At 47.1% G+C, this 23,990-nt stretch carries 18 protein-coding genes; 8 read left to right on the forward strand and 10 right to left on the reverse strand.

What is annotated here, in order from left to right; all coding sequences use genetic code 11:
- The gene (locus QUA33_RS00590; protein WP_333145637.1) at positions 1-6,669 is read right to left on the reverse strand and encodes a translocation/assembly module TamB domain-containing protein; all 6,669 of its coding nucleotides are present in this window, start codon (positions 6,667-6,669) and stop codon (positions 1-3) included.
- A 458-nt stretch (positions 6,670-7,127) separates the two neighbouring features.
- Between QUA33_RS00590 and QUA33_RS00595 the strand changes: the two genes are divergently transcribed.
- Both QUA33_RS00595 and murQ read left to right on the forward strand, forming a co-directional pair.
- Positions 7,128-7,502: a DUF3110 domain-containing protein gene (locus QUA33_RS00595; protein WP_333066613.1), complete on the forward strand. Its 375-nt coding sequence runs from the start codon at positions 7,128-7,130 to the stop codon at positions 7,500-7,502.
- A 166-nt stretch (positions 7,503-7,668) separates the two neighbouring features.
- A complete protein-coding gene (murQ, locus tag QUA33_RS00600; protein WP_333145808.1) occupies positions 7,669-8,583 on the forward strand; it encodes an N-acetylmuramic acid 6-phosphate etherase in 915 nt (304 codons plus the stop codon).
- 123 nt (positions 8,584-8,706) lie between these two features.
- Here the strand turns inward: murQ and QUA33_RS00605 are convergent, their stop codons facing one another.
- A complete protein-coding gene (locus QUA33_RS00605) occupies positions 8,707-9,237 on the reverse strand; it encodes an adenylate kinase (RefSeq protein ID WP_333145639.1) in 531 nt (176 codons plus the stop codon).
- A 448-nt stretch (positions 9,238-9,685) separates the two neighbouring features.
- On the opposite strand from QUA33_RS00605, the gene QUA33_RS00610 reads away from it, so the two are divergent.
- Complete coding sequence (locus QUA33_RS00610) at positions 9,686-11,326, forward strand: bifunctional diguanylate cyclase/phosphodiesterase (protein ID WP_333145642.1); 1,641 nt, start codon at positions 9,686-9,688, stop codon at positions 11,324-11,326.
- Between the two features lie 10 nt (positions 11,327-11,336).
- Here QUA33_RS00610 and QUA33_RS00615 read toward each other — a convergent pair whose 3' ends face one another.
- The 4 genes from QUA33_RS00615 to QUA33_RS00630 form a co-directional block, all read right to left on the reverse strand.
- Positions 11,337-11,513, reverse strand: coding sequence for a hypothetical protein (locus QUA33_RS00615; protein ID WP_333145645.1), 177 nt, complete (start codon positions 11,511-11,513; stop codon positions 11,337-11,339).
- A gap of 108 nt (positions 11,514-11,621) precedes the next feature.
- The gene (locus QUA33_RS00620; protein WP_333145648.1) at positions 11,622-12,893 is read right to left on the reverse strand and encodes a CAP domain-containing protein; all 1,272 of its coding nucleotides are present in this window, start codon (positions 12,891-12,893) and stop codon (positions 11,622-11,624) included.
- 509 nt (positions 12,894-13,402) lie between these two features.
- On the reverse strand, positions 13,403-14,077 hold the full coding sequence (gene nblB, locus QUA33_RS00625) for a phycobilisome degradation protein NblB (protein ID WP_333145650.1): 675 nt from the start codon (positions 14,075-14,077) through the stop codon (positions 13,403-13,405).
- Between the two features lie 145 nt (positions 14,078-14,222).
- Entirely contained in the window at positions 14,223-14,723 is a 501-nt protein-coding gene (locus tag QUA33_RS00630) for a CBS domain-containing protein (RefSeq protein WP_333099528.1), read from the reverse strand.
- Positions 14,724-14,929: 206 nt separating this feature from the next.
- Here QUA33_RS00630 and QUA33_RS00635 point away from each other — a divergent pair, with 206 nt between their 5' ends.
- The 3 genes from QUA33_RS00635 to QUA33_RS00645 all read left to right on the forward strand — a co-directional run bounded on the left by QUA33_RS00635 (position 14,930) and on the right by QUA33_RS00645 (position 17,894).
- Entirely contained in the window at positions 14,930-15,256 is a 327-nt protein-coding gene (locus QUA33_RS00635) for a (2Fe-2S) ferredoxin domain-containing protein (RefSeq protein ID WP_333099530.1), read from the forward strand.
- Between the two features lie 81 nt (positions 15,257-15,337).
- Positions 15,338-16,780 (forward strand): D-alanyl-D-alanine carboxypeptidase/D-alanyl-D-alanine endopeptidase, encoded by a 1,443-nt coding sequence (dacB, locus tag QUA33_RS00640; protein ID WP_445243206.1) that lies wholly within the window; start codon positions 15,338-15,340, stop codon positions 16,778-16,780.
- Positions 16,781-16,997: 217 nt separating this feature from the next.
- Positions 16,998-17,894: an alpha/beta hydrolase gene (locus QUA33_RS00645; protein WP_333099533.1), complete on the forward strand. Its 897-nt coding sequence runs from the start codon at positions 16,998-17,000 to the stop codon at positions 17,892-17,894.
- 148 nt (positions 17,895-18,042) lie between these two features.
- On the opposite strand, the gene QUA33_RS00650 is transcribed toward QUA33_RS00645, so the two are convergent.
- Both QUA33_RS00650 and QUA33_RS00655 read right to left on the reverse strand, forming a co-directional pair.
- Complete coding sequence (locus QUA33_RS00650) at positions 18,043-18,267, reverse strand: helix-turn-helix transcriptional regulator (protein WP_333036912.1); 225 nt, start codon at positions 18,265-18,267, stop codon at positions 18,043-18,045.
- A 29-nt stretch (positions 18,268-18,296) separates the two neighbouring features.
- Positions 18,297-18,770: a Coq4 family protein gene (locus tag QUA33_RS00655; protein WP_333099535.1), complete on the reverse strand. Its 474-nt coding sequence runs from the start codon at positions 18,768-18,770 to the stop codon at positions 18,297-18,299.
- 570 nt (positions 18,771-19,340) lie between these two features.
- On the opposite strand from QUA33_RS00655, the gene QUA33_RS00660 reads away from it, so the two are divergent.
- Positions 19,341-20,060 (forward strand): hypothetical protein, encoded by a 720-nt coding sequence (locus QUA33_RS00660; protein WP_333145655.1) that lies wholly within the window; start codon positions 19,341-19,343, stop codon positions 20,058-20,060.
- Between the two features lie 123 nt (positions 20,061-20,183).
- On the opposite strand, the gene QUA33_RS00665 is transcribed toward QUA33_RS00660, so the two are convergent.
- Positions 20,184-21,668 carry a NarK family nitrate/nitrite MFS transporter gene (locus QUA33_RS00665; protein WP_333099539.1) on the reverse strand — a complete coding sequence of 495 codons (1,485 nt, stop codon included), beginning with the start codon at positions 21,666-21,668 and terminating at the stop codon, positions 20,184-20,186.
- A gap of 300 nt (positions 21,669-21,968) precedes the next feature.
- Here QUA33_RS00665 and QUA33_RS00670 point away from each other — a divergent pair, with 300 nt between their 5' ends.
- Positions 21,969-22,406 carry a hypothetical protein gene (locus QUA33_RS00670; RefSeq protein ID WP_333145657.1) on the forward strand — a complete coding sequence of 146 codons (438 nt, stop codon included), beginning with the start codon at positions 21,969-21,971 and terminating at the stop codon, positions 22,404-22,406.
- Positions 22,407-22,580: 174 nt separating this feature from the next.
- Here QUA33_RS00670 and recA read toward each other — a convergent pair whose 3' ends face one another.
- The gene (gene recA, locus QUA33_RS00675) at positions 22,581-23,720 is read right to left on the reverse strand and encodes a recombinase RecA (RefSeq protein ID WP_333099543.1); all 1,140 of its coding nucleotides are present in this window, start codon (positions 23,718-23,720) and stop codon (positions 22,581-22,583) included.
- Between the last annotated feature and the right edge of the window lie 270 nt (positions 23,721-23,990).

Here is a 23,990-nt window from a genome sequence, read left to right on the forward strand (position 1 = left end):
CTAAAACCTCAATTCATATTCAGCAGTGACGCGGTTGTCTCCTTGAAAATTACTCGAACTTCTGAGTAAAATTTTATCGCTCACTCGATAGCGCACAGTAAATTCTGTCGGTTGATTGGCTGACAGAACTCGAATGATTGATGCTGAAATATTGCGCGTGATGTCAAACCCAACTTCTAAACCTAAACCGAGAGAACCCGCACCTGAACTCGAACTAGCTGTTTGTGCTTCGTTACCTCTAATCCGAGTGGGAAATAAGCGAAATTCGCTCAATCCTGTGGCGTTAGTAATCGCAGATTGAATGTTGTTCAATAAACCCGCACCAGCTAGATTTGCGATCGCCAGCGTACTGTCTCCTTGTCCCAAAGTCTGCACGAAACTGCCGCCCAACAGCGCTACAATCTCTGTTTGCGATCGACTCGGAGAACTCCTCAACTCCAGACTTTCCGCCAACTGAGAAGCCCTTCCCTGCACCAACGCTTGAATTCGGACACTCCGCACATTGCCGAAACTTGTCGGTTCGTCTGCGATTTCAGAGGCTACAGATGTGCCGGGAGTGCGGAACCGCGTTACTTCCTGCACCGAAGTTGCTAATCTCACATCCAGCGTCGGATCGAGTCCTTGTGTTGGTACAAAGGTCGCAGTCTGCGGGTATCCTCGATCGAGTCTAAACTCTGTCGTAAACAAATTCACCGACCCGGAGGTCAACCGAATCGTACCCTCCGGGCGAAGGTCATCTAAAGTTCCATTCACCGTCAAGCCCCCAGTCGCCTGAAAACTCAATATCGGCGCACTTGTGACCCGGATTCCCCGGCCCAAATTCAGCCGCAAATCGTTCAATCCAACTTCAAAGGAAGGGGAAGTCGGAGTCGCAGGAGAAGCAGAAACCTCAGTCGCAGGGGAAGCAGAAACCTCAGTCGCAGGAGAAGCAGAAGATGTCGAATCAGAATCGGAAGCAGAAGAGGAAGAAGCTAACTCAGTTGTGCCGCCGCCGGGACTCCGGAGAAATACTTCGCCGTTGTACAGTTCAATATTACCGCTCAACTGCGGGCGCCTCGCCGTGCCCCTTGCCTGCACTTGACCGACTACGCCGCCGCTGTACAATCCTCTGAGGTTCACTGCCAACTTGTCGAGATTGACAGCCAGGGGATTATCCGCATCGACATCGCCCTCGGCGAAGGGCACAGACAACGGAATCACGCCAGCGGCCACAACTTGCCCCTGACTCAACTGTCCCCGAATTCCCTCTACCCGAATACGATCGCCCTCGAAGCGCACCGTCCCAGTCAGCCCTGTCAGCGGTTCTGGGAAGGCTCTCGCCCGGACGGTTGCATTTTCAAAATTCGCGATTCCTTGCGCTACAGGGTCTTGCAGCGTCCCTCCGACGCGAATTTGCACCTGTCCCTGACCGCTGACCCACGCCACTTGCGGAGTCAATACATTAATAATTGCCAAACCTTCATTTTGCAAATTCGCCCTCACATCTATTTGATTGCTATCAGCTTTCACGGCTGCAAAGGGCAACTCAAAAGGCAAACTTCCCTGCACTTCAATCGGTTCGGTTTGAGTTACCAAAGCGCTGCCGCCAAAATTCAGGCGGGCGTTGCTGTAACTGAAACTGCCGTCGGCTTGTTTAATCGGTTCTCCGTTTAGCGTACCCTCAACCAAACTCAATTCTCCCGTGGCTTGCGGGTTTTCCAAACTGCCGGCCAAATTCGCCCGCAAATTCAGATTTCCCGTGACATCCACAAAAGGCAATTCCACCAGTTTTGCCAACTCTTCCACCGGCACATTTTCTATCCGCAACTGCCCGGATTGAGCTTTTTGCCCGAGTTGTCCCGAAAAGCCGATCGCACTTTTGCCCGATCGAATTTCCAAAGGCAAAACAGTTAAAATCCCGTCCTGAAAACTGCCTTCAATGCTGAACTTTTCAGCGACATATCTTCCCCACTGCCAGTTATCGCCTTTCACGTTAAATTGAGCTTGCACGCCCGTTTGCAAAGAACCTGCGACAGCAATTTCCGCGCCAAAAGTGCCTTGCAATTGGGATAAGGGAGGCAATTTTTCTGATGATTTCACTGCCTGCTGCTGCTGCAAAATAGTTTCAATTTCTGCCAAGCGGCGCAACTGTTCGATTAGCGGGGCATCCGGTTCTCCGACTGCTACAGTTTGCACGTCGCCGCTGTCACCGTAAACGGGAGGTTTTAAGCCTCTAGCTAAGTCACCTAAATTGAAATATTGCAAAGCGGTTAAAACCTGCTGCAAATTGCCTTGCTGGACGTTAACTTTCCCGGCAAATTGCGGGTTGGCGCCTGTTTGAACATTGCCGGAAATTAAGTATTGACCGCTGCCTTGGCGGAATATGCCATTTGTGAGAGTGGCGCTGCCGTTAGCGTAGCTGAATTCGGCTTGGAAACTGTCACCTTTAATGTAGCCGATCGCCGGTTGGGCGATCGCAATTTGTCCGCTTGCTTGCAAAGTCGCCGGATTTAACGGCATCTTCCAACCGGGCACATTTACTTGTCCCGAAACCGTACCGGTTATCGGCCCCAAACCGGCCTCTTTCCCCGGTGTGAGATTCAAAGCAGCCAGGGGAAAATCGCTTAAATTAACTCGCAAAGTTTCTCCCTCGGTTTGGCCCCTAGCGACAGATTCCCCGCGTTGAATTAAGAAAGATGTCGGCAGAAAAGATTGATTTAAAGCTACTTCAATTTTGTCGCTTGCGCCGGCCAAACGCAAATCTACACTTTTCCCAGCATCCGCATTCACACTCCCCGCCAGTACCGGGTCAAAAGCGATTTGATTTACTGCTAAATCCCGCACTTCCACGTCGCCAACTAAGCTGAGTTCGGCGAGGGTTCCGGTGAGGCTGCCGGTAAAATCTACATTGCCGCGCAGGGGTGGGTTTTGCTGTGAGGAATTTTTGTCCGCAATTGCAGACAAAAATGCTAACTGTTCTGCTGGTAAGGCTTCCAGGTTAAAGTTGGCGAGTTTGACATCCAAATCTAAGTTAGAAATTGAGGGCCCTCCTTTACCTCCGAGTTCGACGTTAACAAAGCCGCTTGCTGTCAAACCTGGAGTTGTGGCGTTCTCAATTTCCACCCGTTTGCCATCCCAATTAAATACTGCCTCAAAAGGTTGTTTCAAAAACGGCAATTCCGAGATGCGGAAACTGCCGCCGGCGCGAACTGTTTGTGGGGAAGCGGCAATCGGGCCGGATAAATTGATATTGCCGTTAAACAGTCCTTGAAGCTGGGGGAGATTTTGGGAACCAGAGACTCCACCTCCGTTTTGCAAGCTTTGTCGCTGCGACTCAAAGGCTTGCTGGAAGCGACTTAGAGCAATTTGCTCGCCCTCGATTGAGGCGCGCCAATTCCCCGATGCGGCGCTGCCTTTAGCATTGACAATTCCTCCGCCGTTGGCGAGTCGAATTTGTCCGTCGCCGTTGGCGGTGATGCCGTTGGCGGTTAAATTATCTACTGTTCCCAAAATGCGGACTTGGCCGTCGAGGGTTCCCTCAATTTCTGGCGGTAAATCCGCTGTCAGCAAACCTGTTTGTTTGAGGGTTTGTTCTAAATTACTGACGGCAATTCCGTTCGTTTCCAGCAATGCTTGCAAGTTGCCGTTTTCCAATTTTGCGGTAGTATCGATCGCCCCGAGTCGATCGACCAAAATCCGTCCTTCTCCGCTACCACTAATTCCCTTGGCTGTCAAGTTATCCAAACTGCCCGCTGCTTGGAATTCGCCGTTAACTCTGCCGTCAAATCCTTTCGGCAAAGTCGCCGTCAGCGGAAACAGTTGGAGATTGCGAACAGTTTGTTCTAAGCGACTGAGAATAACTCGATCGGCATCGGCGAAAGCTTGCCAGCGTCTGTCTTCTAATTTACCTCTAAAAGCAACAGTACCGTCGGCAATATTGAGTTGGCCGCTGCTGTTGACAGAAATATCGGCGGCGGTTGAATTATCAAGATTGCCGCTGGCTTGAATTTGATTCGATATTTGTCCGTCAAGCGATTGGAGATTTTGGATTTTTGATTTGAGATTGTTGAGGTTGGCGACTGTTTGGGGATTGTCAGCAGTGAAAGCTAAGCCAACATCTAACAGCGGCAATCCTAAATTTACTAAGCGGCTGATCGAAGTGCGATCTGTTTCTGCTGTTGCTTGCCAGTTTCCGGCTACCAATTCTCCTTTTAAATTAACATTGCTGCCTGCAAGATTGAGTCTGCCGCTGCCGCTGGCATTGATGGTGCTAGCCGTCAAATTGTCAAGGCTTCCCGATGCTGTAATTTGACTCGATAGGAGTCCGTCAATTGATTTGAGATTTTGGATTTTGGATTTTAGATTGTTGAGATTGGCAGATTGCTGATTTTCGGGATTGAATGCTGAAGCCACATCTAAAATCGGCAGTGTCAAATCTACCAGGCGGTCGATGGAAGTGCGATCTGTTTCTGCTGTTGCTTGCCAGTTTCCCGCTACCAATTCTCCGTTTAAATTGACATTACTGTCGGCAAAATTTAGCCTACCGTTGGCATTAACATTGATTCCGCCAGCAGTCAAATTGTCAACATTTCCCGCGACTTGAAATTCACCTGCTAGCTGTCCGCCTAGCGATTTTAGATTTTGGATTTTGGATTTTAGATTGTCTAGATTGGCGGTCGTTTCCCGTGCTAAGAACGGCAAGCCAATATCAATCAATTGATTGAGAGCTACTTTTTCAGTGTTGGCAACAACTTGCCAGTTCCCCGATTCGAGTTCGCCATTAACATCAACAATACTGTCAGCAATATTCAGCGTTCCTTTGCCCGTCGCAGCGATCGCATTTAAACTCAAATCGTCCAAAGTTCCCGCAGCTTCGACGGTTCCGCTGACCAAACCCCCTACTTCAGGAGGCAAACTCAGCCCCGGTACAACTGGCTGCAAACTGTTGAGGGCCACGCGATCGCCCTCGATGATAGCTTGCCACTGACGGTCTTTTAGCGCAGCATCCACGTTAACAGAAGCGTTGCCAATTTTCACAACTGTATTTTGCAAATCTGCCGAATTCCTTGCGGCTCTAATTTCGCCCGCTGCCGGGAAAGTTCCTTGCGGTGCTTGCCATTGAACTCTCGCTTGAATGTTGTCTAACGGGCCGAAAATTTGAGCTTTTGCGGAGACATTGCCAATATTAACACCAGCAGGAATTGGGAGAGCGTAAATTTGCGCGATCGCGTCTCCGGGTACATTTTCAGCTTGCAAGTCAAACACCAAACCAGATCGCGAATTCTCACTTCCCAACCTAATATCGACTTCACCTTTCCCGCCAATTTTACCACCCGCCGCCGGCACTACCAAAATATCGCTCAAAGTCAAACCTAAAGAGGAAAACGGGGGAATAGAAGATTGAGAATTGGGATTTGGGGTTTGAGCCATTCTCCCCCGTTCCAATTTGAAATTAGTGCTAATATTGTTTAATTGCAGGCGATCGACCGTAGCGGGTTTTGTCGAGGCGATCGCACCTGTCAGCACCGGCATTGCAACTGTTCCAGTCAGCTTGGCATCCGCCTTCACTTCCCCCGCCACAGCCACGGGTAATACTACTTTCTTCCCTAACTCTGTCTCCACCGCACTGACAACACTTGCCAAAGCGACTGGTTGCACGTTCGTTGTTAGATTGAAGCTAGCGTTCTCCAAATTAAAATTGGTTCCAGTGGCAACTGTTCCTGCTATTCTAAGCGGAATTAAACCGTAATTAGCCGCCAGACTATCGACAATCACATTAGTTCCCTGAAACCGCAACTGACCGCTGCTATTTTGTACGATTTGTTTCAGCGGAGCAATACTTGCTTGCACTCCTCCAAAACTAGCCGTTCCCACAATTCCCGATACTTTATTTTCTCGCAACTGCACGGTCAAATTACCATTAGCAAGACCTTTTTGTAACAAGATGCCGGCGGGAAGCTTCAGCAGTCGAGCGAGGTCGTACAAAGGCAAATTTTGACCTTGCAACTGCACGTTAGTTTGAGCAGCGGGTAACATAGAATCAGCTTTAACTATAAAATTATCGCTGTTAGTAAACTGACCGTTTAGTTCGTAGAGAACGCGCTTATTTTGGTCGCGAAATAGAGCGCTGCCATTTTTCAAGCTTACAGAAATCGGAGCCGAAGTTTTCTGTCCGACTGCGGGACTCGGCACCAAAACTGCGGCGACATTTTCAGCTCGAATTGCCTCAACTTCAGTTTTAAATAAACCCGGAGATTTCCGCTCTGCTGTTGGAATATTAACCCAGCGGCCTTGAGCATCCTGTTCGATATAAGCGCTGGGTTTAACTAGGGTAATATCTAATTTGAGAGTGCGGTTGAACAGCAGTGGCAAAACCGAAAACTGCACTTCCACTGCTTCAGTAGAAGCGTAATCGGGATCGGTAGGAGTTGCAGGTAAAGTCGATCGGCCAAACCGCAAACCTGTCAGAGAAAATCTCTCCAAACGTCCGAGTTGCACAGGTCGCTTCAGCAACTGACTGACTTCCGTTTCCACCAAAGGAGCTAACTTTTCCCGCACCCACTGGTATCCTACCGCTGCCCCCACCAAGGCGAGAATACTTAATCCCGTACCGCTAAGCAGCAGCAGACGCCACCAGCGGCGATGGGGACGGGGTGCGAGTTGATTTTTGTTATCGTCCGAGTTAGTCATGGGTGTTTCTCAAAAATCAGAGAATTCAGGAATTATAGGAAATCAGCCGATTTTAGACAGGTATAATCTCTGTGATTCGCCAGGGTGCCTTCTGCCTTTGGTAGACTCAAAAGTGAGGTCGGAAGTGCCGATCCCCGGGTCGAACGCAGGCAAAAGGCACGCCCCCACTCCAGAGTAGACTCCAGAAACCTTTACCGAACTTAATCAAAACACGCAACACCACCTAAAACCAAGTCCTCCAGCTCCCCCAAATCCCCTAGATTCCCCCCGCTGTGCGGGATCGGCGGTCAATCTCAAATCTCAAATATCAAACCAAGTCGTCCAAATGCCCCAATTCCTTTCGATCCCGCCAGTGCAGGATCGGTGGTCAATCTAAAATCTAAAATATAAAATTTAAAATCGGTTGCCCGATCGCTCCTAAGATAAAAAAACGGTGGTTAAGAAGGTCTTTAAAACTTATGCGAGTGTTCGTCTTACTCTTCAATGCCCGCACCGAGAATGAGGGAATTCATACCATTCAACTCGGCGATCGCAATAAAGTTCTGATGTTTGAGTCAGAAGACGACGCCACCCGCTTTGGCGTGATGTTGGAAGCTCAGGATTTCCCAGAGCCCACGGTTGAGGCGATCGACGAGGAGGAAATTAAGGAGTTCTGCGACAGTGTTGATTATGATTGGGAACTGGTGCCTGCAGGCGCGCTGGCGATCCCGCCAGAAGACAATGTAACACAGACTCAGTGGCAGCCGGAGCCCGAACCCGATCCAGATCCAGATTCTGACGTTTCCCAAAACGAACTGGATTCTATTCGCCGCCGACTCGAAGGACTTTTGTGAGAGTCCGCAGTCATTAGTAGAGTCTAATTGCAAAAATAGCTCTGTAATCTTGAAAAACATCTGCGTTTATCTGCGTTTATCTGCGGTTTCTCTCTAAATCAATGACCCATGACCCATAACCCATGACCCATGACCATGACCCATGACCAATAACGCAGAAAAAATTATGAAGAATTTGGAAGAACGGGGCCATCTGCTGACGGAACAGGTGAATGTCAACAGCGAGAATTTAGACCAACTCAGTTCGATCGAGTTAGTGGACTTGTTCAACCGGGAAGACGCCCAAACCTTAAGCGCGATCGCCCGTGCCCGCAAACAGTTAGCCCAAGCGATCGACATTGCAGCCGAGTCTCTGCGTCTAGGAGGCCGCCTGTTTTACGTCGGTGCGGGTACTTCCGGGCGTTTGGGGGTGCTGGATGCAGCCGAGTGTCCCCCCACCTTCTGCACGCCGCCCGAACTCGTACAGGGCATAATTGCCGGGGGTGCGGGGGCTTTGGTGCGGAGTTCGGAGGATTTGGAGGATCGGGCTGAGGATGGGGTCGAGGCGATCGCCCACCGTCAAATTACCCACTTAGATGTGGTTGTCGGGATTACGGCTGGAGGTACGACGCCGTTTGTCGCGGGCGCTTTGCAGGCGGCGCGCCAGCGGGGGGCGAAGACTGTGTTTATGGCCTGCGTACCCGTCGAACAAGTGAATTTTGAGGCTGATGTTGATATTCGGTTGTTGGTTGGCCCGGAGGTAGTGGCGGGTTCGACGCGCTTGAAAGCCGGTACAGTCACAAAAATGGCTTTAAATATCATTTCGACTGGGGTAATGGTGAAGCTGGGGAAGGTTTACGGCAATCGGATGGTTGATGTGGCCGTGACTAATAAGAAATTGCGCGATCGGGCTGTGCGGATGTTGCAGGATTTGACTGATTTAAGCCGGGAGGAGGCGGGTTTTTTGCTCGAAAAAAGCGGCAAGTCGGTTAAATTAGCTTTGATGATGCACTGGACTAATTTGGAAAAGGAAGAGTGCGATCGAATTCTGGGCGAGTTTCAAGGGAATTTGCGATCGGCTGTAGGATCAATTAGTCATTAGTCAGCAGTCAGCAGTCAGCAGTCATTAGTCAGTAGTGATTAGTCAGTAGTCAGTAGTCAGTTGTTATTGGTTATTGGTTATTGGTTATTCTTCATTCCCCATTCCCCATTCCCCATTCCCCATTCAGTTGTCAACTGTCATTTGCGATATCGATTCCAAAAATTGTGCAATCTCTTCTGCGGATCTGATGTGATAAACACTTTTGGTATTTTGAGCGCGATCGACATACTCGCGATATTTTGGAGTCAAATACTTGTGACACAACCAAAGAGCACGGTAACTATTAATTGAACTCTTCAATATCGGACTGTTTTGCGGCCAGCCTTCTGGCGGTATAAACTTACCTGTAATCAGCCGTTTAGTCACCCACAAGAAATGCACGTATAATGGCAGATCGACAAAAACCAGACTATCCGCCTCGTTGAGTCGAAGCCAGACGGTTTCCATACAACCAAACCCGTCAATAATCCATCGGTCAGCAGCCAAAATTTTCTCATGGGTATGCTTATATTCTTCATTGGGAACCTCAGCGCCCCCAGATTGATATTGAATCTTATCTAAGACGTAAAGTGGCAAACCAGTGATTTCCGATAATCTCTTGCTGAGAGTTGATTTACCACCTCCAGCGTTGCCAAACACCGCTACTTTTTTCATAGTTACCCTTTTAGTAATTTAGTTATTAGTCATTAGTCATTATTCATTAGTTATCAGTAGCAGACTAAAAGCTGAAGGTCGCTCTAATTTATAGCTTTCAAAAAACTCTATTTGGGTAATTTTTGGCCCGGATCATTGACGTTCTTGAGAAAGGCGATTAGGGTCAGTATATATATTTGTTGTTTGGCGATCGCTTGGATATTTTATCACACAAGCGGTCGCGGTTCGGTATTGTCGATCGATTTGTAAAATATCGGTCAAATCTAAGGCGATCGCTCCTTAGTTAAAAAAGTCGTTTCTGAAGCCAACGCACCTAGTACCAGACTGCTGGATACTCTACCCACTTTGAAATTTCAAACCGAGTCCTATGCAACCAAAACATAACCTTAACCTATACTCATTCTTGGCGTATCTCCCCTGGCTGAAGAAAAGCTACACTGCCAAAATTATGGTGGTTGCATTTTTAGGCACGCACGTTCCTTTGCTAACCTTAATGGTCTGGTTTCTTACCTCAAACGCTTACTCTGTAGAGACATCAGTCGGGGTTCTGCTGGTTGCTCTGCTGGCGACATTAGCGGGTACGGCAGCAACCCTTTATACGCTGCGCTACCTCCTTCTTCCGGTAATCTTAACCTCGGAGGCTCTACAAAACTACCTCGATACAAGAACTTTGCCGAACTTACCCACAGAGTTTACTGATGAAGTCGGTACGCTGATGGCAAATTCCTCACAAACGCTTTACAAACTAGATGAATTGATTCATTACATTACCCACTACGATGAACTGACGGGATTGCCAAATCGTGACTTATTCTGCGATCGCCTGAATCAAACCCGCTCTCAAAATCACTCACCCTTGGTCGCAGTGCTGGTATTGGGTATCGACGATTTCACAGGGATGCGCCATGCGTTGGAGCCTGGGATATGCGACTTACTAATTAGAGCCGTTTCCCAACGGGTGGTACAGTGCATGGATGGGTCAGATGTCTTGGCGCGTTTGAGCGATGGTGAGTTTGCGATCGCTCGCAGCGAACTCCACTCGCTGGAGAGTGTGGTCAAGCTATCCCAACTGCTGCTGAGTACGCTAGCAAAACCTTTCTCTGTAGAGGGTCAACCGATCCACCTCACCGCCAGTCTTGGCATTACATTGAACCATTTAGAAAATACCAATTCTCCAGAGCAACTTCTTCAGCAAGCTCACTTCGCACTTCATCAGGCAAAGCAGCAAGGGCGGAGTCACTATCAGTTTTATTCACCCGAAATGAACGTTCAGTTACAGGAGCGACTGGCCCTAGAAAATAGCCTGCGCGGAGCGCTGGATCGTAACGAACTACTGGTTTACTATCAACCGCTGATCGACTTGCACGGCGGACAGGTGACAGCAACGGAGGCGCTGGTTCGCTGGCAGCATTCTACAGAAGGTTTGGTCTCTCCGGCAAAATTTATTCCGATCGCCGAAGCCAATGGCGAGATCGTCCCCATTGGTGAATGGATCTTGCGAACGGCTTGCGCTCAAAACCGTCGCTGGCAACTGGCTGGGCTGCCAGCCCTGCGGATTTCGGTGAATCTGTCGGCTCGACAATTTGAGCAGGCGAATCTGGTTGAGATGGTTGGCCAAATTTTGGCAGAGACCGAACTCGAAGCTGCGTATTTAGAACTGGAAGTGACTGAAAGTGCATTGATGACTGACATTGAGCGATCGGTCAATATCTTAACGCAACTGCGAGAACTTGGCGTGTCCCTCGCCCTAGACGACTTTGGTACAGGTTATTCTTCCCTCAACTACCTGCAACGGTTTCCGGTTAATATGCTCAAGATCGATCGATCTTTTGTCCGAGATGTACTGTCTAACCCGGACAGCGCCACCATTACTGATGCGATCATTGCTCTGGCAAAAAGTCTGCGGTTAACGATCACCGCAGAAGGCATTGAAACCAAGGAGCAGCGTGACTACCTGCAAGCGCGAGGCTGCGATGAAGGTCAAGGGTTTTACTTCAGTCGCCCTGCTAACGCTGATACGATCGCCAAACTGCTAAACGAGTCGTTTCAGTCTGATGCAGCATCTATCGCTCTTGCCACCCACTTATAAGCTGAACCAGTCAAGAACTCGCCGTCAACCCGAAGGGTATGACGGAAGCTTGCAAAAAGCTCTGACTTGACCGGATTAAGTTGGCTTTTACTGGTAATGCGATCGTAAACTCAGTACCCCTGCCTGCGGTTGAGTTGACGGCGATCGTAGCGCCGTGTTTTTCCGTCCAGGACTTTATAACAATCAATCTCTCAAAACAGCCAACCCGATTATACTCTCAAAGTTAAATGTAAAGCGCTCTTGTTTTTAGATTCCTGACTTCTCCAAGAAGTCGGGAATCTGGGTATGCTGTTTTTTAGACGTTGACAAAAACAGAAGATGCAAGCTGACTTTGACTGACACCCTGCACGATTCCCAAATAATTACTGCCCGACTTAATCGCCGTAGAAGCGACACTTGCACCTCCATCCAACTGCAAACTCACAGCTTCAAAAGTCAAGTTTGCAAACCCGATACCGTCGGTCAAACCAATTTTATCCCCAGCCCCAAAATCGACAATTACATCCGCACTAATTAAAGTAGCCGCCGCAGACAAACCTCCTGCTAGGATAAACGTATCATTTCCAGCACCGCCGGTCAGAATATCTTGACCGCGATCGCCCGCCAACACATCGTGGCTGTTACCGCCAACCAAGACATCATCTTCTTTGCCGCCGCGAATAGTATTGTTACCGTCAGATCCGATTAGTCGATCGTTATCGTTATTGCCGCTGATAAAATCATTGCCAACACCGCCATCAATTGAATCGGATTCTTTGCCGCCCGATAAGCTGTCATTGCCACCTGCGCCATTAATTGTATCCGCACCCTGCATTCCATTAATGCTATCAGCACCTTCTCCCCCGGTGAGATTGTCTTTGCCGGAAAGGGCAAAAATTGGCAATCCCGCAGCATTTGTCGGTATTTCACTATCGGCACTATCTGATAGGAAATAATTGCCGTCGCTGGCTGTATTTTTGGGTGCTGTCGTCGGGCTGCCGTCCCCTGTAGCATTGGGTATTGGCGAAGTAATAGATATAGTGTTTGGTGTGGGAGTCGGTGTCGGTGTCGGTGCGGGATTGACACTACCGTCAAGAGAAGTCGCAAAAACTTGCGTCCAATAGTGATTCCAATTTTCTGTGCCAGTATCGTCGGCTAAGAAATAGTAACCGATGCCAATTTCTTTGAGATTGGGGTTAAGAATGTTAGCGCGGTGGCCGCTGCTGTTCATCCAAGATGATACAACTTGTTCGGGTGTAGAATAACCCGCAGCAATATTTTCTGCTGCCGTTGAGAATTGATAGCCTGTTGCAGAAATTCGACTTCCTAATGACGAACCATCTTTCCCGGTATGCGAAAAGAAGTCTTGCAGTGCCATCTTCTGGCTGTGATTTTCCGCCGCATTTAGTAACTGAGTATTTAAGGTTAGCGGGGACAAACCTAATTTACTGCGTTCTAAGTTCGTAAGTTCTAAAACTCTATAAATAAAGTTTTGATTAATTGGAGTTGGTGCGACTTGAGAGACAGATCGCTCTCCTGTTAAAATGTCCGAGGATTGAGAAGCGGAATTTTGTAGTTGTTCAAGCATGGGGATGATCGAGAGTTTTAAGACTTGGTTTTGCTGGTAGATGGCTTACCGTCTTAACGATAGTTTCCCCGATCGCTAGCTGGTTGGGTACAATTCAATAATTGTGTTAATCCCTGCCGCTACTGTATTTATTTTATTTTAATTATAGCTTTTGTCAAAGTGGGGATGTCAAGAGGCAGGCTCTGATTGGGAAAGCGAAGAGTGCGATCGACTTTAAGGAGATTTTCAAAGGAATTTGCGATCGCCATTGGCATCAATACAATTTTAGATTTTAGATTTTAGATTTTTCCTGATTAGTAAGCTTTGCACCTTCCACCCAGCCCGCTGGCTGGCTAGAAACCCGGTTTCTACGAGTTTTGCAGACAAAAACGAGCAATATAGGAAGAAACCGGGTTTCTGAATTCTGTGTGCGATCGCGAACGAAGTTGTTACTAGAATCCGCACAAAAAATTCTAAATTAATTCAAAATTCACAACCGCGCAGAGTTGTTCCCGATCGCCAAAGCAATCTCAAGATTTCAAACTATTTTCTTGTCCGGCTTTAGCCTCCTGAGCAACTTGTTCAACCTCATCTTTGGCGAGAATTTCCAAAACCTCCTCTGCTTCTGTACCGCCCAACCGCCCCAGAGCTTGAGCTACTCTGTAACGGATCTGCCAATCAGCATTGGAAGCGTAGGGAAGCAGCAGCGGCAGCGCCCGTCTATCTCCCAATTCACCTAATGCGCTGATGGCAATGGTTTGGATCAATTCGTTTTCAGAAGTCAGGGCATTTTCTAACATCGGAAAGGCTTTCGGATCTCCCATTTCTCCCAAAGCCGCCACGATGCTCAGTTGCACCAGCCATTCAGAGGTACTGCTATAAACTTTCTGCAAATCTTCTAAAGCATCGGTTAATTTCAATGCGCCCAAAGCATCGGCTGCTGCTGCTTGCACGTCGGGTTCGGGGTCGTTGTTCAGGCTGTTTCGCAGTACCTCTAAAGCGTTCGGCAGATTCTGCGTACCGAGGGTTGATATCTGGCTGACTGCTGCGTAGCGAACCCGGACGTTTTTATCGCCGATCGCAATTTGAATCAGTTTATAGGCGATCGCGGGTTCTAGTTGCCGCAGTTGGTTGACTGCTCGCAGTCTTTCGCCAAAATCCTCGGAATTCAGCAATTGTTCGACAGACTCAGGGGTAATGCTCATCGGATTTTAGATTTTAGATTTTAGATTTTAGATTTGGTAATTGGTAATTGCCAAAAGCGAGGGAGATTGAAAGAGCGATTCCCTACGGGATAGCTTCGCTTCACGACTCATTTTCTGATACAGTCCTGGAACTGCAACAGTTAATTTAAGATTCGGCAGCCATCGATCGGATAATATCTCCCCTAGTGAGGATGCCGATTACTTTGCCGGCAGTATCAACCACCGGCAATCGGTGGATGCTGCGATCGTGCATCAGTTTGGCAGCTTCTTGGACAGATTGATCGGGCCCGATGGTAACAGGTTCTTTACTCATCGCTTCTCCTACTGTTTGTCCTAAAGCCTTGTGGAGTTCTCGCTCGTAACGAGATGGATTTTCCAAATAAATCACGCTGTCAAGCACCATGATATAAGCGGGGGGAGTTACGCCGGTTTCCCGCCACATCAAGTCGGTTTCGGAGATGACTCCTACCAACAAGTCATTCTCATCTACGACGGGAAGACCGCTAATGCGTCGATCGGCTAAAATTTTAATCGCTTCGTTCAAGGGCATTTCGGGTCGCGCCAAAATCGGCTCGCGGCTCATTACATCGGCTACTGTTTTTGGCATGATTAGCGGTTGATTGAGTTGTTGCTCTAAATCGATCATATAGGGAAAGCGTGACACAGACTGAAGAAAGGCAGCTCTGCTGAAAGGATTGGTTTGAAGGTAGTAAAGAAGGAAAAAGTTTGAATGCCAGAATTTTGCTGTTTTTTTCGATCGCACTATAAAATTCTGCCACTTGCCTCCCTCCAGCGGGCGATCGACCTGACAATATTGTTAAGATATATTAAAGAGCGGATAAATCCTTACCAATGCCAGAATCTCCAGCCCGAGAACCAGACTCCCAACCAGAAGCGCGCTGTGTATTGGTTTGCCAGTATGTATCTTGCCTCAAAAATGGTTCAGCAGCAGTGCTAGCTGCTTTTGAAGCTCAACAAGTTGCAGGGGTGAAAGTTGAGGCCTGTAGCTGTCAGGGACAGTGCACCACTGGCCCGACTGTACGAGTTACCCCGGACGAAATTTGGTATTGTCGAGTTAAACCGAGTGATGTACCGTTAATTGTGGAAGAGCACCTCACAGAGGGAAAACCTGTAGAAGCGCTGTTCAATCCGAGAATTCATGCGCGTTATTATTATTAATATTGACTTGATTCGGTGAAACTTCCAAGCTCTGGCGCATCTAATTTTAATAGTTATTGTTAAGGAACTGCCACTTTGAAAATCCAAGGAATTGCGCTTAGTTTGTTAGTGCTGGTGCTGGGGCGTCCGTCGGCGGTTGCGGCTCAAATGTCGGCGGTTGCTGGGGATATTTGTCCTGGGGAATTGGGAGTACAAGTAGATGCGATCGCCAACCGTCCCGAATTTAGCCGATCGCGCTGGGGCATTTTGATTCAACCTCTATCTTCTACTACTACTCTCTACAGCCGCGACGCCCAAAAATATTTTATTCCAGCATCAAATGCCAAGCTGCTAACTACAGCCGCTGCTTTGCAGAAACTCGGTGCAGATTTTCGGATTAAGACATCGGTTTACAGCGGCGAAAATGGCAGTTTGTACGTTGCCGGCAGGGGAGATCCGAGCATTGCTGAGGCTCAGTTGAAATCTTTGGCGCAGCAGTTGAAGCAGCGAGGAATCACCCAAGTAAACGAGTTAATTGGCGATGACAGCTATTTTCAAGGCAGTGCAGTCAATCCGAATTGGGAATGGGAAGACGCCCAAGCAGGTTACGGAGCGCCGATTAACAGTTTAATTTTCAATCAAAACGCGATCGACCTTCTTTTGTCCCCACAGGCGATCGGGCAACCTCTGAAAGTTACTTTTGCCGAACCAAAGCTGGCAAATCAGTGGCAACTTCAGAACAATTCAGTAACAGTCGCCCAAAGCGAATCTGAGTTTATTGATGTTGGCAGGGAGTTCTATCGACCTATAATTCGAGTGAGCGGACAGTTGAAAGTTGGTGGCGAACCTGAATCAGCTTATGTGGCAGTTGTCAACCCCGCTAATAATTTTTTGCAGCAGTTTCAGCAAGTTCTGGCGGCTGAGGGAATTCCTGTTAAACAAACTTTAGTTGCATCAGCTTCTCGCAATTTAAATCAAGAATTAGCGACCGTTGAATCGCCGCCGCTCGCCCAATTGGTGAGAGAAACTAATCGGGAAAGCAACAATCTTTATGCAGAAGTTTTATTGAGATTGCTGGGAAAAGTTACAGACAAGATGCCCCTGCAGCAAGAGGATACAGGTGAAATGGGTTTGAAAGAGTTAAAACTGTCTTTAACTCAATTAGGAGTAAATCCAAACAGCTACATATTAGCCGACGGTTCGGGACTTTCCCGCCACAATTTAATTAGCCCAGAAGCCTTGGTGCAAACTTTGAGATTTATGGCCAATTCACCTGCCGCATCGATTTACCGCCAGTCACTGCCGATCGCTGGCGAGAACGGCACTTTGAAAAATCGCTTTAATAATACACCAAACCGCGTAGTTTTGCAAGCAAAAACAGGAACTTTGAGCGGAGTTTCGGCACTGTCGGGGTATATCGAAGTTCCAAATTACGAGCCGTTGGTATTTAGCATTATCGTCAATCAATCGGACCTATCGGCTGCAAAAATGCGATCGGCAACGGACGAAATTGTGCTATTATTGAATCGCCTGCGCCGCTGTTAAAAAAGTACATTTAAGGTAAAAAACGTGCGTTCAGTAATTACGCCTAAAAAACCGGACACCCAACAACCCTACAAGTTTTAAGTTTCATTAGATTGCAGCCACGGGGATCGAAAAGCAGCTACAATAAAAGTAGAAAAATTAACAGCATTGGGCCGTTTTAGCCTGCTACCAGTCGGCGGGTTCTGTACTTCCCGAAAATAAGTCTAACTTTCCAACTATGAATTCTTTCGATTCCGAACAGCAACACATTTTTGTCGAAACCAATAACATCCGCCTGCACTGCGTTTCTCAAGGAGAAGGCGATCTCGTTCTCCTCCTGCATGGGTTTCCAGAGTTTTGGTACTCTTGGCGCCATCAAATTCCTGCTTTAGCGCGTCATTTTAAAGTTGTGGTGCCGGATTTGCGGGGCTACAACGATTCCGACAAGCCGGAAAGCGGTTATGATTTAGATACGCTGAGCGCGGATATTCGCGGTTTGATTGCGAGCCTCGGTTATACAAAAGCTCACGTTGTAGGTCATGATTGGGGAGGGGCGATTGCGTGGCACTTAGCTCAAAAATTCCCCGAACAACTCAACCGCTTGGCAATTTTAAACGCTCCGCACCCGCAGCGATTCGTGCAGGAAATGGCGAGCAATTTAGATCAAATCCGCCGCAGTTGGTACGTTTTGGCGTTTCAGGTTCCCGGCATTCCGGAATGGTTGATCCGGCAAAACTTGAAAGATTTTGTGCACAATGTTTTCCAAGGACAAGCTGTTCGCAAAGGATCTTTTAGTGCTGAGGAAACTAAGATTTATCAGACTGCTTTAGAAAAGCCGGGAGTATTAGCTGCCGCTATCAATTATTACCGCCAGATGTTTCACCCGCAGAGGCTTTGGAATTTGGCGGAGAAATTAGAACCTGTGACAGTACCTACTTTGGTGCTTTGGGGAGAAGAAGATGCGTTTTTGAGCCACAAACTTGTAGAAGGTTTAGACAGATTAATTACTGCTCCGTTTAAGTTGAAATTAGTTCCTCACTGCGGTCACTGGATTCAGCAGGAAGCGCCGCAAACGGTGAATCGAGAATTGCTGAGTTTTCTGAGAAATTCTTCTCGTTCTGTGGCTTTGGCATAGAAGGTTTTAAACATTGCAAATGAAAACCCGGTTTTACAGCTAAACCGGGTTTTCATCTGTCTAGGGATAGGTTTTTTTAGGGTGCGTCGTGCCTAGAGTTTCTGGATTACCAGAGAATTCCAGCTAGCTGACGCACGCTACTTATTTATCAGTCCCAGAGCAAATTTTCTTGGATCAGCAGTGCAATCATCGCAGTTCTGGAACAAACACCGAGTTTGATAAAAATCCGCCTCACGTAAGTAGCAACCGTCCAGTGACTGATATTTAAATTTTTGGCAATACATTTGTTGGGCAGCCCTTGGGCTACTAATTGTGCGATCGCTCTTTCCCGTGGACTCAGGCTAATTTCCGGTTTGTAACTTTTGCTTTGCATACTTTTGCAATGAGGTAACGAGTTAAAATCTAATCAATTAAGGGTAGAATTCCGAGTTTTTCTCGAACTTCCGATAAAGGAGTTTCCCAATCAGATGCAACGTCCCAATTAATTAACCGAGTGGCTAATTTTCCGTGTTTTAAGCCTTTGATAATTTGTCCGATCGCGCATTTGCCACCGATCAGTCCAACTAACACTAAAATCGCACAAGAAGGACGAAATACTTGAGCGCGAGTAAACGCTTGAAGTACAAGTTCATCTTCTGTTGAAGCTGAAAGACCAGTCAGAACGTGCCAAACGTCGTGGTTTCGCTGAATCCAGTCTCCCGATGCGATCGGCTCAAAGCCTTGTTCGTCTAGAAATCGCGCCACTTCGCACCCTAATGTTCCTGTTGGCAGTTGGCGCAATTTTGCCAAGTCTATTTCAAAGTGTCGATCGCTCTCAATTTGAGGATTAATTGTTTGAGCCATCTTTAATATAACTCCTAATTGACCGTCAGCCATAATTTATTATCCCTTCAACAATGATTTAAGTTTCGAGCAAATTAATTTGTGTTTGTCAAGTTCATTTTTGCGCTGAATCAAGACGACTTTTTTTACCGACTCAACTTAGAAAGCTTACTTTCTGTCACAGTAATTGGCTTTCAGGAGCTTTTACATTTCTTTACAAACAGGCTCAGAGGTGAAATCTGCCAGTTGCCCAAATCTGGCTAGTGTTACTTGCGGCAACTTGACCCACCCGGAAGTAGCCGTAAAATCCACAGTATCTAGCGGTGATTTGAACTCCTTTACTTACGTATATAAATTTATTCTGCTGCTAATTATTGGAACCTGCAATGAGTCAGAAGTTGAAGCTTGCAAGGCCCGTGATGCAGGTACAGACAAGTGAAGAGAACGGAAGGGAGCTGAAGCAAGGTGAAGTTATGCAGAGTTGATGCCGGGGATAGTCCGCACGCAGGGTCAGACGAGTGCGCTGTCGCTCAAATGAGTGACACTAATTTGAGCGACTGGTGAAGTATTTTTCTGCTAGCTATAATAAAGTATAAATTGTATAAATTCATAAAAAGTATTGCCATGAAACGACTGAATATGTGGTTCTATGCAGGAGTTATTTCCTTGATTTGGTGTGGTGCTGCTAGCGCTACCACTTATGTTAATCCTAACGGTAAAACGACTTTAAACTTGTCAGAAAAAGGAAACAATCGCAGCGGTTTTTACTTGACAAAAGTAGGCAATCGGGAATTTTTGGGCAATATTCTAATTACCCGTTCTGAAGGAGCAGCAGGCTCTTACTATTACAATGGGACTTTCAAAGACAGTGCGACCGGCCCTGGCAGAAAAATTGTTTGTTCTGGAGATATTGCCATTGTCAGGCGTCAAGTTGGAAGAAGCAACCAATTGGGAGCCGAAGTTACTTGGAAGGTGAAAGGAGGAGAAAATTGTCCTTCTATGGGCCAGACATTTAAAGTAAATTTAGTTGAAGCTTTACCGCGTCCTAATGCAAGTGGCGACTATACTTCTAGCAATGCTAATACTTGGTCGAGTCAAACAAATGGTTTTGTAACTTGGCCTGCTTGGCGAGTCACCTCGCGAGATGGACAACTCAACTGCCGCAAGACCGCAAACGGAGCAATTCAACAAGTTTACCGCGCGGATAGAGATACAGTTTCTGCTGAACTCAGGGGAGCAAATGCTATTACGATGGCGAACGGTCAACCCTGGTTGCTGACAAGACAAGGCTGTTATGTGCGCGCTAATTCTCAGTACATCGAGCCAGTTTCTTTGCCACAGTAAGTGACCAAAGCGATAAATAAACTACGGCTCATATCAAAGCCTGACTTCTTAATTAAATAAAGAAGTCAAGCTTCTGGGTGTTCTGTTTTTTTAACTTGTTCTACTTAAAACGTGATTTGCCATTTAGTGGCCCAGCAGCATAGCTTCTTCTGCCAAATCTTGGCTTTCAATAACCTTTGGTTCCTTTAGGATAAAAACACAAAGGAAGCACACAATTACAGCAGCAATTCCGAGTAGCTCAAAGAAGCTGCGGTTGCCTGCCACTGTTTGGGGCAGAAAGCTATAAATAGTCGCATAAATTACAGAGCCGACACTGCCGTAAGCACCTATATTTCCGGCAATTTGACCAGTTACTTCTCGTTTAATTAAGGACGCGATGCCAAAAGTTGCACCTGCTGCGGCGAAGACAAAGAAGGCACATAACATGGTCATGATAATTACAATTGCTAAATGCCAGTTGGCGCTAATTTGGCTCATAATTAAATACCCCAATCCCACTCCGCCCGTCATGACTGTCAGCGTCCACTTGCGGCTGCCGATTTTATCAGAAATTAAGCCTCCCGCTGGACGGCTGACCAAGTTCATCAGCGGATAGGTAGCAGCTATAGGCCCGGCGATCGCATGATTTAGATTGAAGGTGTGTTCAAAAAATTCCGGTAACATGGAAACCACAGCGAGCTCTGAACCAAAGCTGACTGCATAAGCTAGTTCTAATACGAATACTTGACTGATTTGATAGCGTTCTTGAGGTGGGTAATGTTTTTGACCGGTGACAACTTCTCGGTTAACTTCCCAGGCTTTGTAAGCCTGAATTAAATAGAGTGCTGTCAAACTAATCCAAATAGCGTACATCACATTTGCAGTCAGAAAATTTGCTTTCTGCAAGCGCCACACAATCAAAGCTAAGGCACCAAATAGAGGAATATTAGTCATCGACAGTGCCCAAAAGCTTTTGGCGCTGGTGACTTCCATTGCGCCGTTGCGGGCCGGCCGCTGATAGACTTTGCCGGGAGGAGTGTCTTGAACGTTGCAGTAAAAAATGACTCCGAAAACTGCTGTGGCAATCCCAGTAAGGGCGATCGCCAGCCGCCAATTTGTGTGTCCGACTGAGAGAAAAGCTGTTCCTGCCGCGATCGCGGGTAACGCTGCTTCTGCTGCAAAAGAGCCAAAGTTGCCCCAGCCGCCGTAGATACCTTGAGCGAAGCCGATATCTTTTGGGGGAAACCATTCGGCAACTAAGCGAATGCCAACTACGAATCCAGCGCCGACAATTCCCATTGCCAAACGGCTCAAAACTAACTGATTGAAGTTCTGGGCAAAGGCGAATGCCAAAGTCGGAAATGCTGCATACACCAGGAGTGAAGAGAAGGTGATGCGAGGCCCGAAGCGATCGAGCAACATCCCGATAATAATACGTGCAGGAATTGCGAAAGCTAGGTTACACAAACTGATGATTCTGGCTTGCCCAACTGTCAATCCCAAATCGTGCTGCACCGTTGTGCTGAAGGGTGCGTAGTTGAACCACACTACAAATGTTAAGAAAAAAGCAAACCAACTCAGGTTCAGAATCCGAAAAGGCCCTCTGAACGATAATAGCCCTTGAAGCATATATAACTTGTCCTAATAAATAATACAGATTATTAATTTCGAGTTGACTTTCTAACTGTTTGGGGTAACGGTTTATTTACGATCGCGCTTTAATGTTGCGTTCCAATTCAAGTGGATGTCCAGAGGAAAAATTGTATATAAAGTTACTGTTTGTGAGCAAAACCCCTATTGGCGCATGGAATTTATGCAGATATTGCATTTAAACATAATTTTAGTAATAAATACTTATTGTGTTAAAATAAAAAAAACAGTATATTTGAATACAGAAATTAAATTTATTTTAATAACAGGTAAGTAAAAATGCTTGTACGCTTAACCGAAACAGAAACCCAGCAAGGATCTCGCCACTCAATCAGTGCCATGAACAACGGATTAAAGGTTAAATCAAGACTTTTTAGTTTTCTGACTGTATGTGTAGCGGTGGCTGGATGCTTGGGAACTGCTTCTGGGGCGATCGCCCAGGAAGCTCAACCGCAAGTAAAAGCACAGGCGATCGAGCAATCCAATCAGCAGCCAGTCAACAGCACGACAAGTCAACCTAATGCTGTGCCTCAAATCGATACAGCAGCGCAAGAAGAAATTGCTCAGATGTTGCTGGGATTTATCTATTTTGTGTTGCCAGTGGGTGTAGGCTTAACTATTTTTCTGCACGACAAATATGCTCAGAAGCGCTCTGCTGCTCTCAACCAACAGATAGAAGTTTTAGAGATTTCCTTTCACCAAACTCCTCAACATTAAACAACGTGGTGAAATACTCTTATTTTAGAACCCCGGCTTCATCGAAGAAGTCGGGGTTATTTGTATTCTCTCAAATGCTTTACCCCTACATCTTATAAAAACAGAATAAACAGAGCCCCGACTTCTTTAAAAAGTCGGGGTTCTAACAGCTATCGGATTTATTGACTAAAAGATTTAGATTTCTTCCAAATCATCTACATCTTCTACATTGTCTAGATCTTCTACATTGTCTAGATCTTCTGCATCCTCATCCTCATTGTCAACAGGGGCAACAGAATTAGCAGAAACCACAGCACCAGTCTCAAGTTTCTTTTTAACTAGCTGCTCAATTTCATTTTTGAAGTCGGCATTTTTCTCCATGTGTTGGATCACTTTGTCTCGTCCTTGAGCTATGTTCTCGCCGTTATAGCTATACCAAGAACCTTTTTTGATAATTACTCCCATTTCGTCGGCCAAGTCAGTCAGACAGCCTAAAGTAGAAATGCCTTTGCCAAATACAATGTCAAATTCGGCAATGCGGAAAGGCGGAGCAACTTTATTTTTAGCAACTTTAACTTTCGTGCGGTTGCCGTACTCTTCTGTGCCTTTTTTCAAGGTTTGAATCCGGCGGATGTCGAGCCGCACGCTGGCGTAGAATTTAAGGGCGTTACCGCCAGTTGTGGTTTCGGGGTTGCCGTAAGTTACGCCGATTTTCTGCCGCAATTGGTTGAGGAAGATGACGGTACAGCCGGATTTGCCGATATTGCCGGTGATTTTCCGCAAAGCTTGACTCATCAAGCGCGCTTGCAAACCCATGTGAGAGTCGCCCATGTCGCCTTCGATTTCGGCGCGGGGGACGAGGGCGGCTACGGAGTCAATTACTACGATATCGACGGCGACGGAACGCACGAGTTGATCGACAATTTCTAGGCCCATTTCGCCGGTATCCGGCTGGGAAACTAATAGATTTTCAATATCGACGCCTAAAGCTGAGGCGTAGGTGGGATCGAGGGCGTGTTCGGCATCGACGAAGGCTGCGATACCGCCGGATTTTTGGACTTCGGCGATCGCGTGGAGGGCTAGAGTGGTTTTACCGGAACTTTCCGGGCCGTAAATTTCAATGACTCGGCCTTTTGGCAAACCGCCGCCCAAAGCAATGTCCAGTGTCAGGGCTCCGGTGGGAATGGTTTCTACCCTCATGCGAGTGGAGTCTCCCAATCGGACGATCGCTCCTTTGCCAAAGCTGCGCTCGATTTGGGAGAGTACGGAAGTTAAGGCTTTTTGCTTTTCTGAGTTTTCAGTGGAAGTTTTTATAGACGTTTCTTTTTTTGCCATTTGCGGTATGCGGGTAGACCCCTTGCGGAGCTTGTTGATTAACTGTACAACACGTATGTTAGCAGTTATTTTTGGGGTCTGGAGGTTCTGGAAGGATCTGGTTGAAGATTCTTGATTTTCGAGGTAGTTGAGCCTGAGCCAGCTTTCACAAGGCGCTGATGTAGAGGTATTCGGCATCCGGCAGAGGGTAGAATGATCGTCTGTTGGGGTCTGTACGGGGTATCGATCGCTCTGGGAGTGCGGTTTACGATGGTCTACAGTTCCAAATTC

The sequence above is a fragment of the Microcoleus sp. Pol14D4 genome (assembly GCF_036701245.1).
Lineage (GTDB): Bacteria > Cyanobacteriota > Cyanobacteriia > Cyanobacteriales > Microcoleaceae > Microcoleus.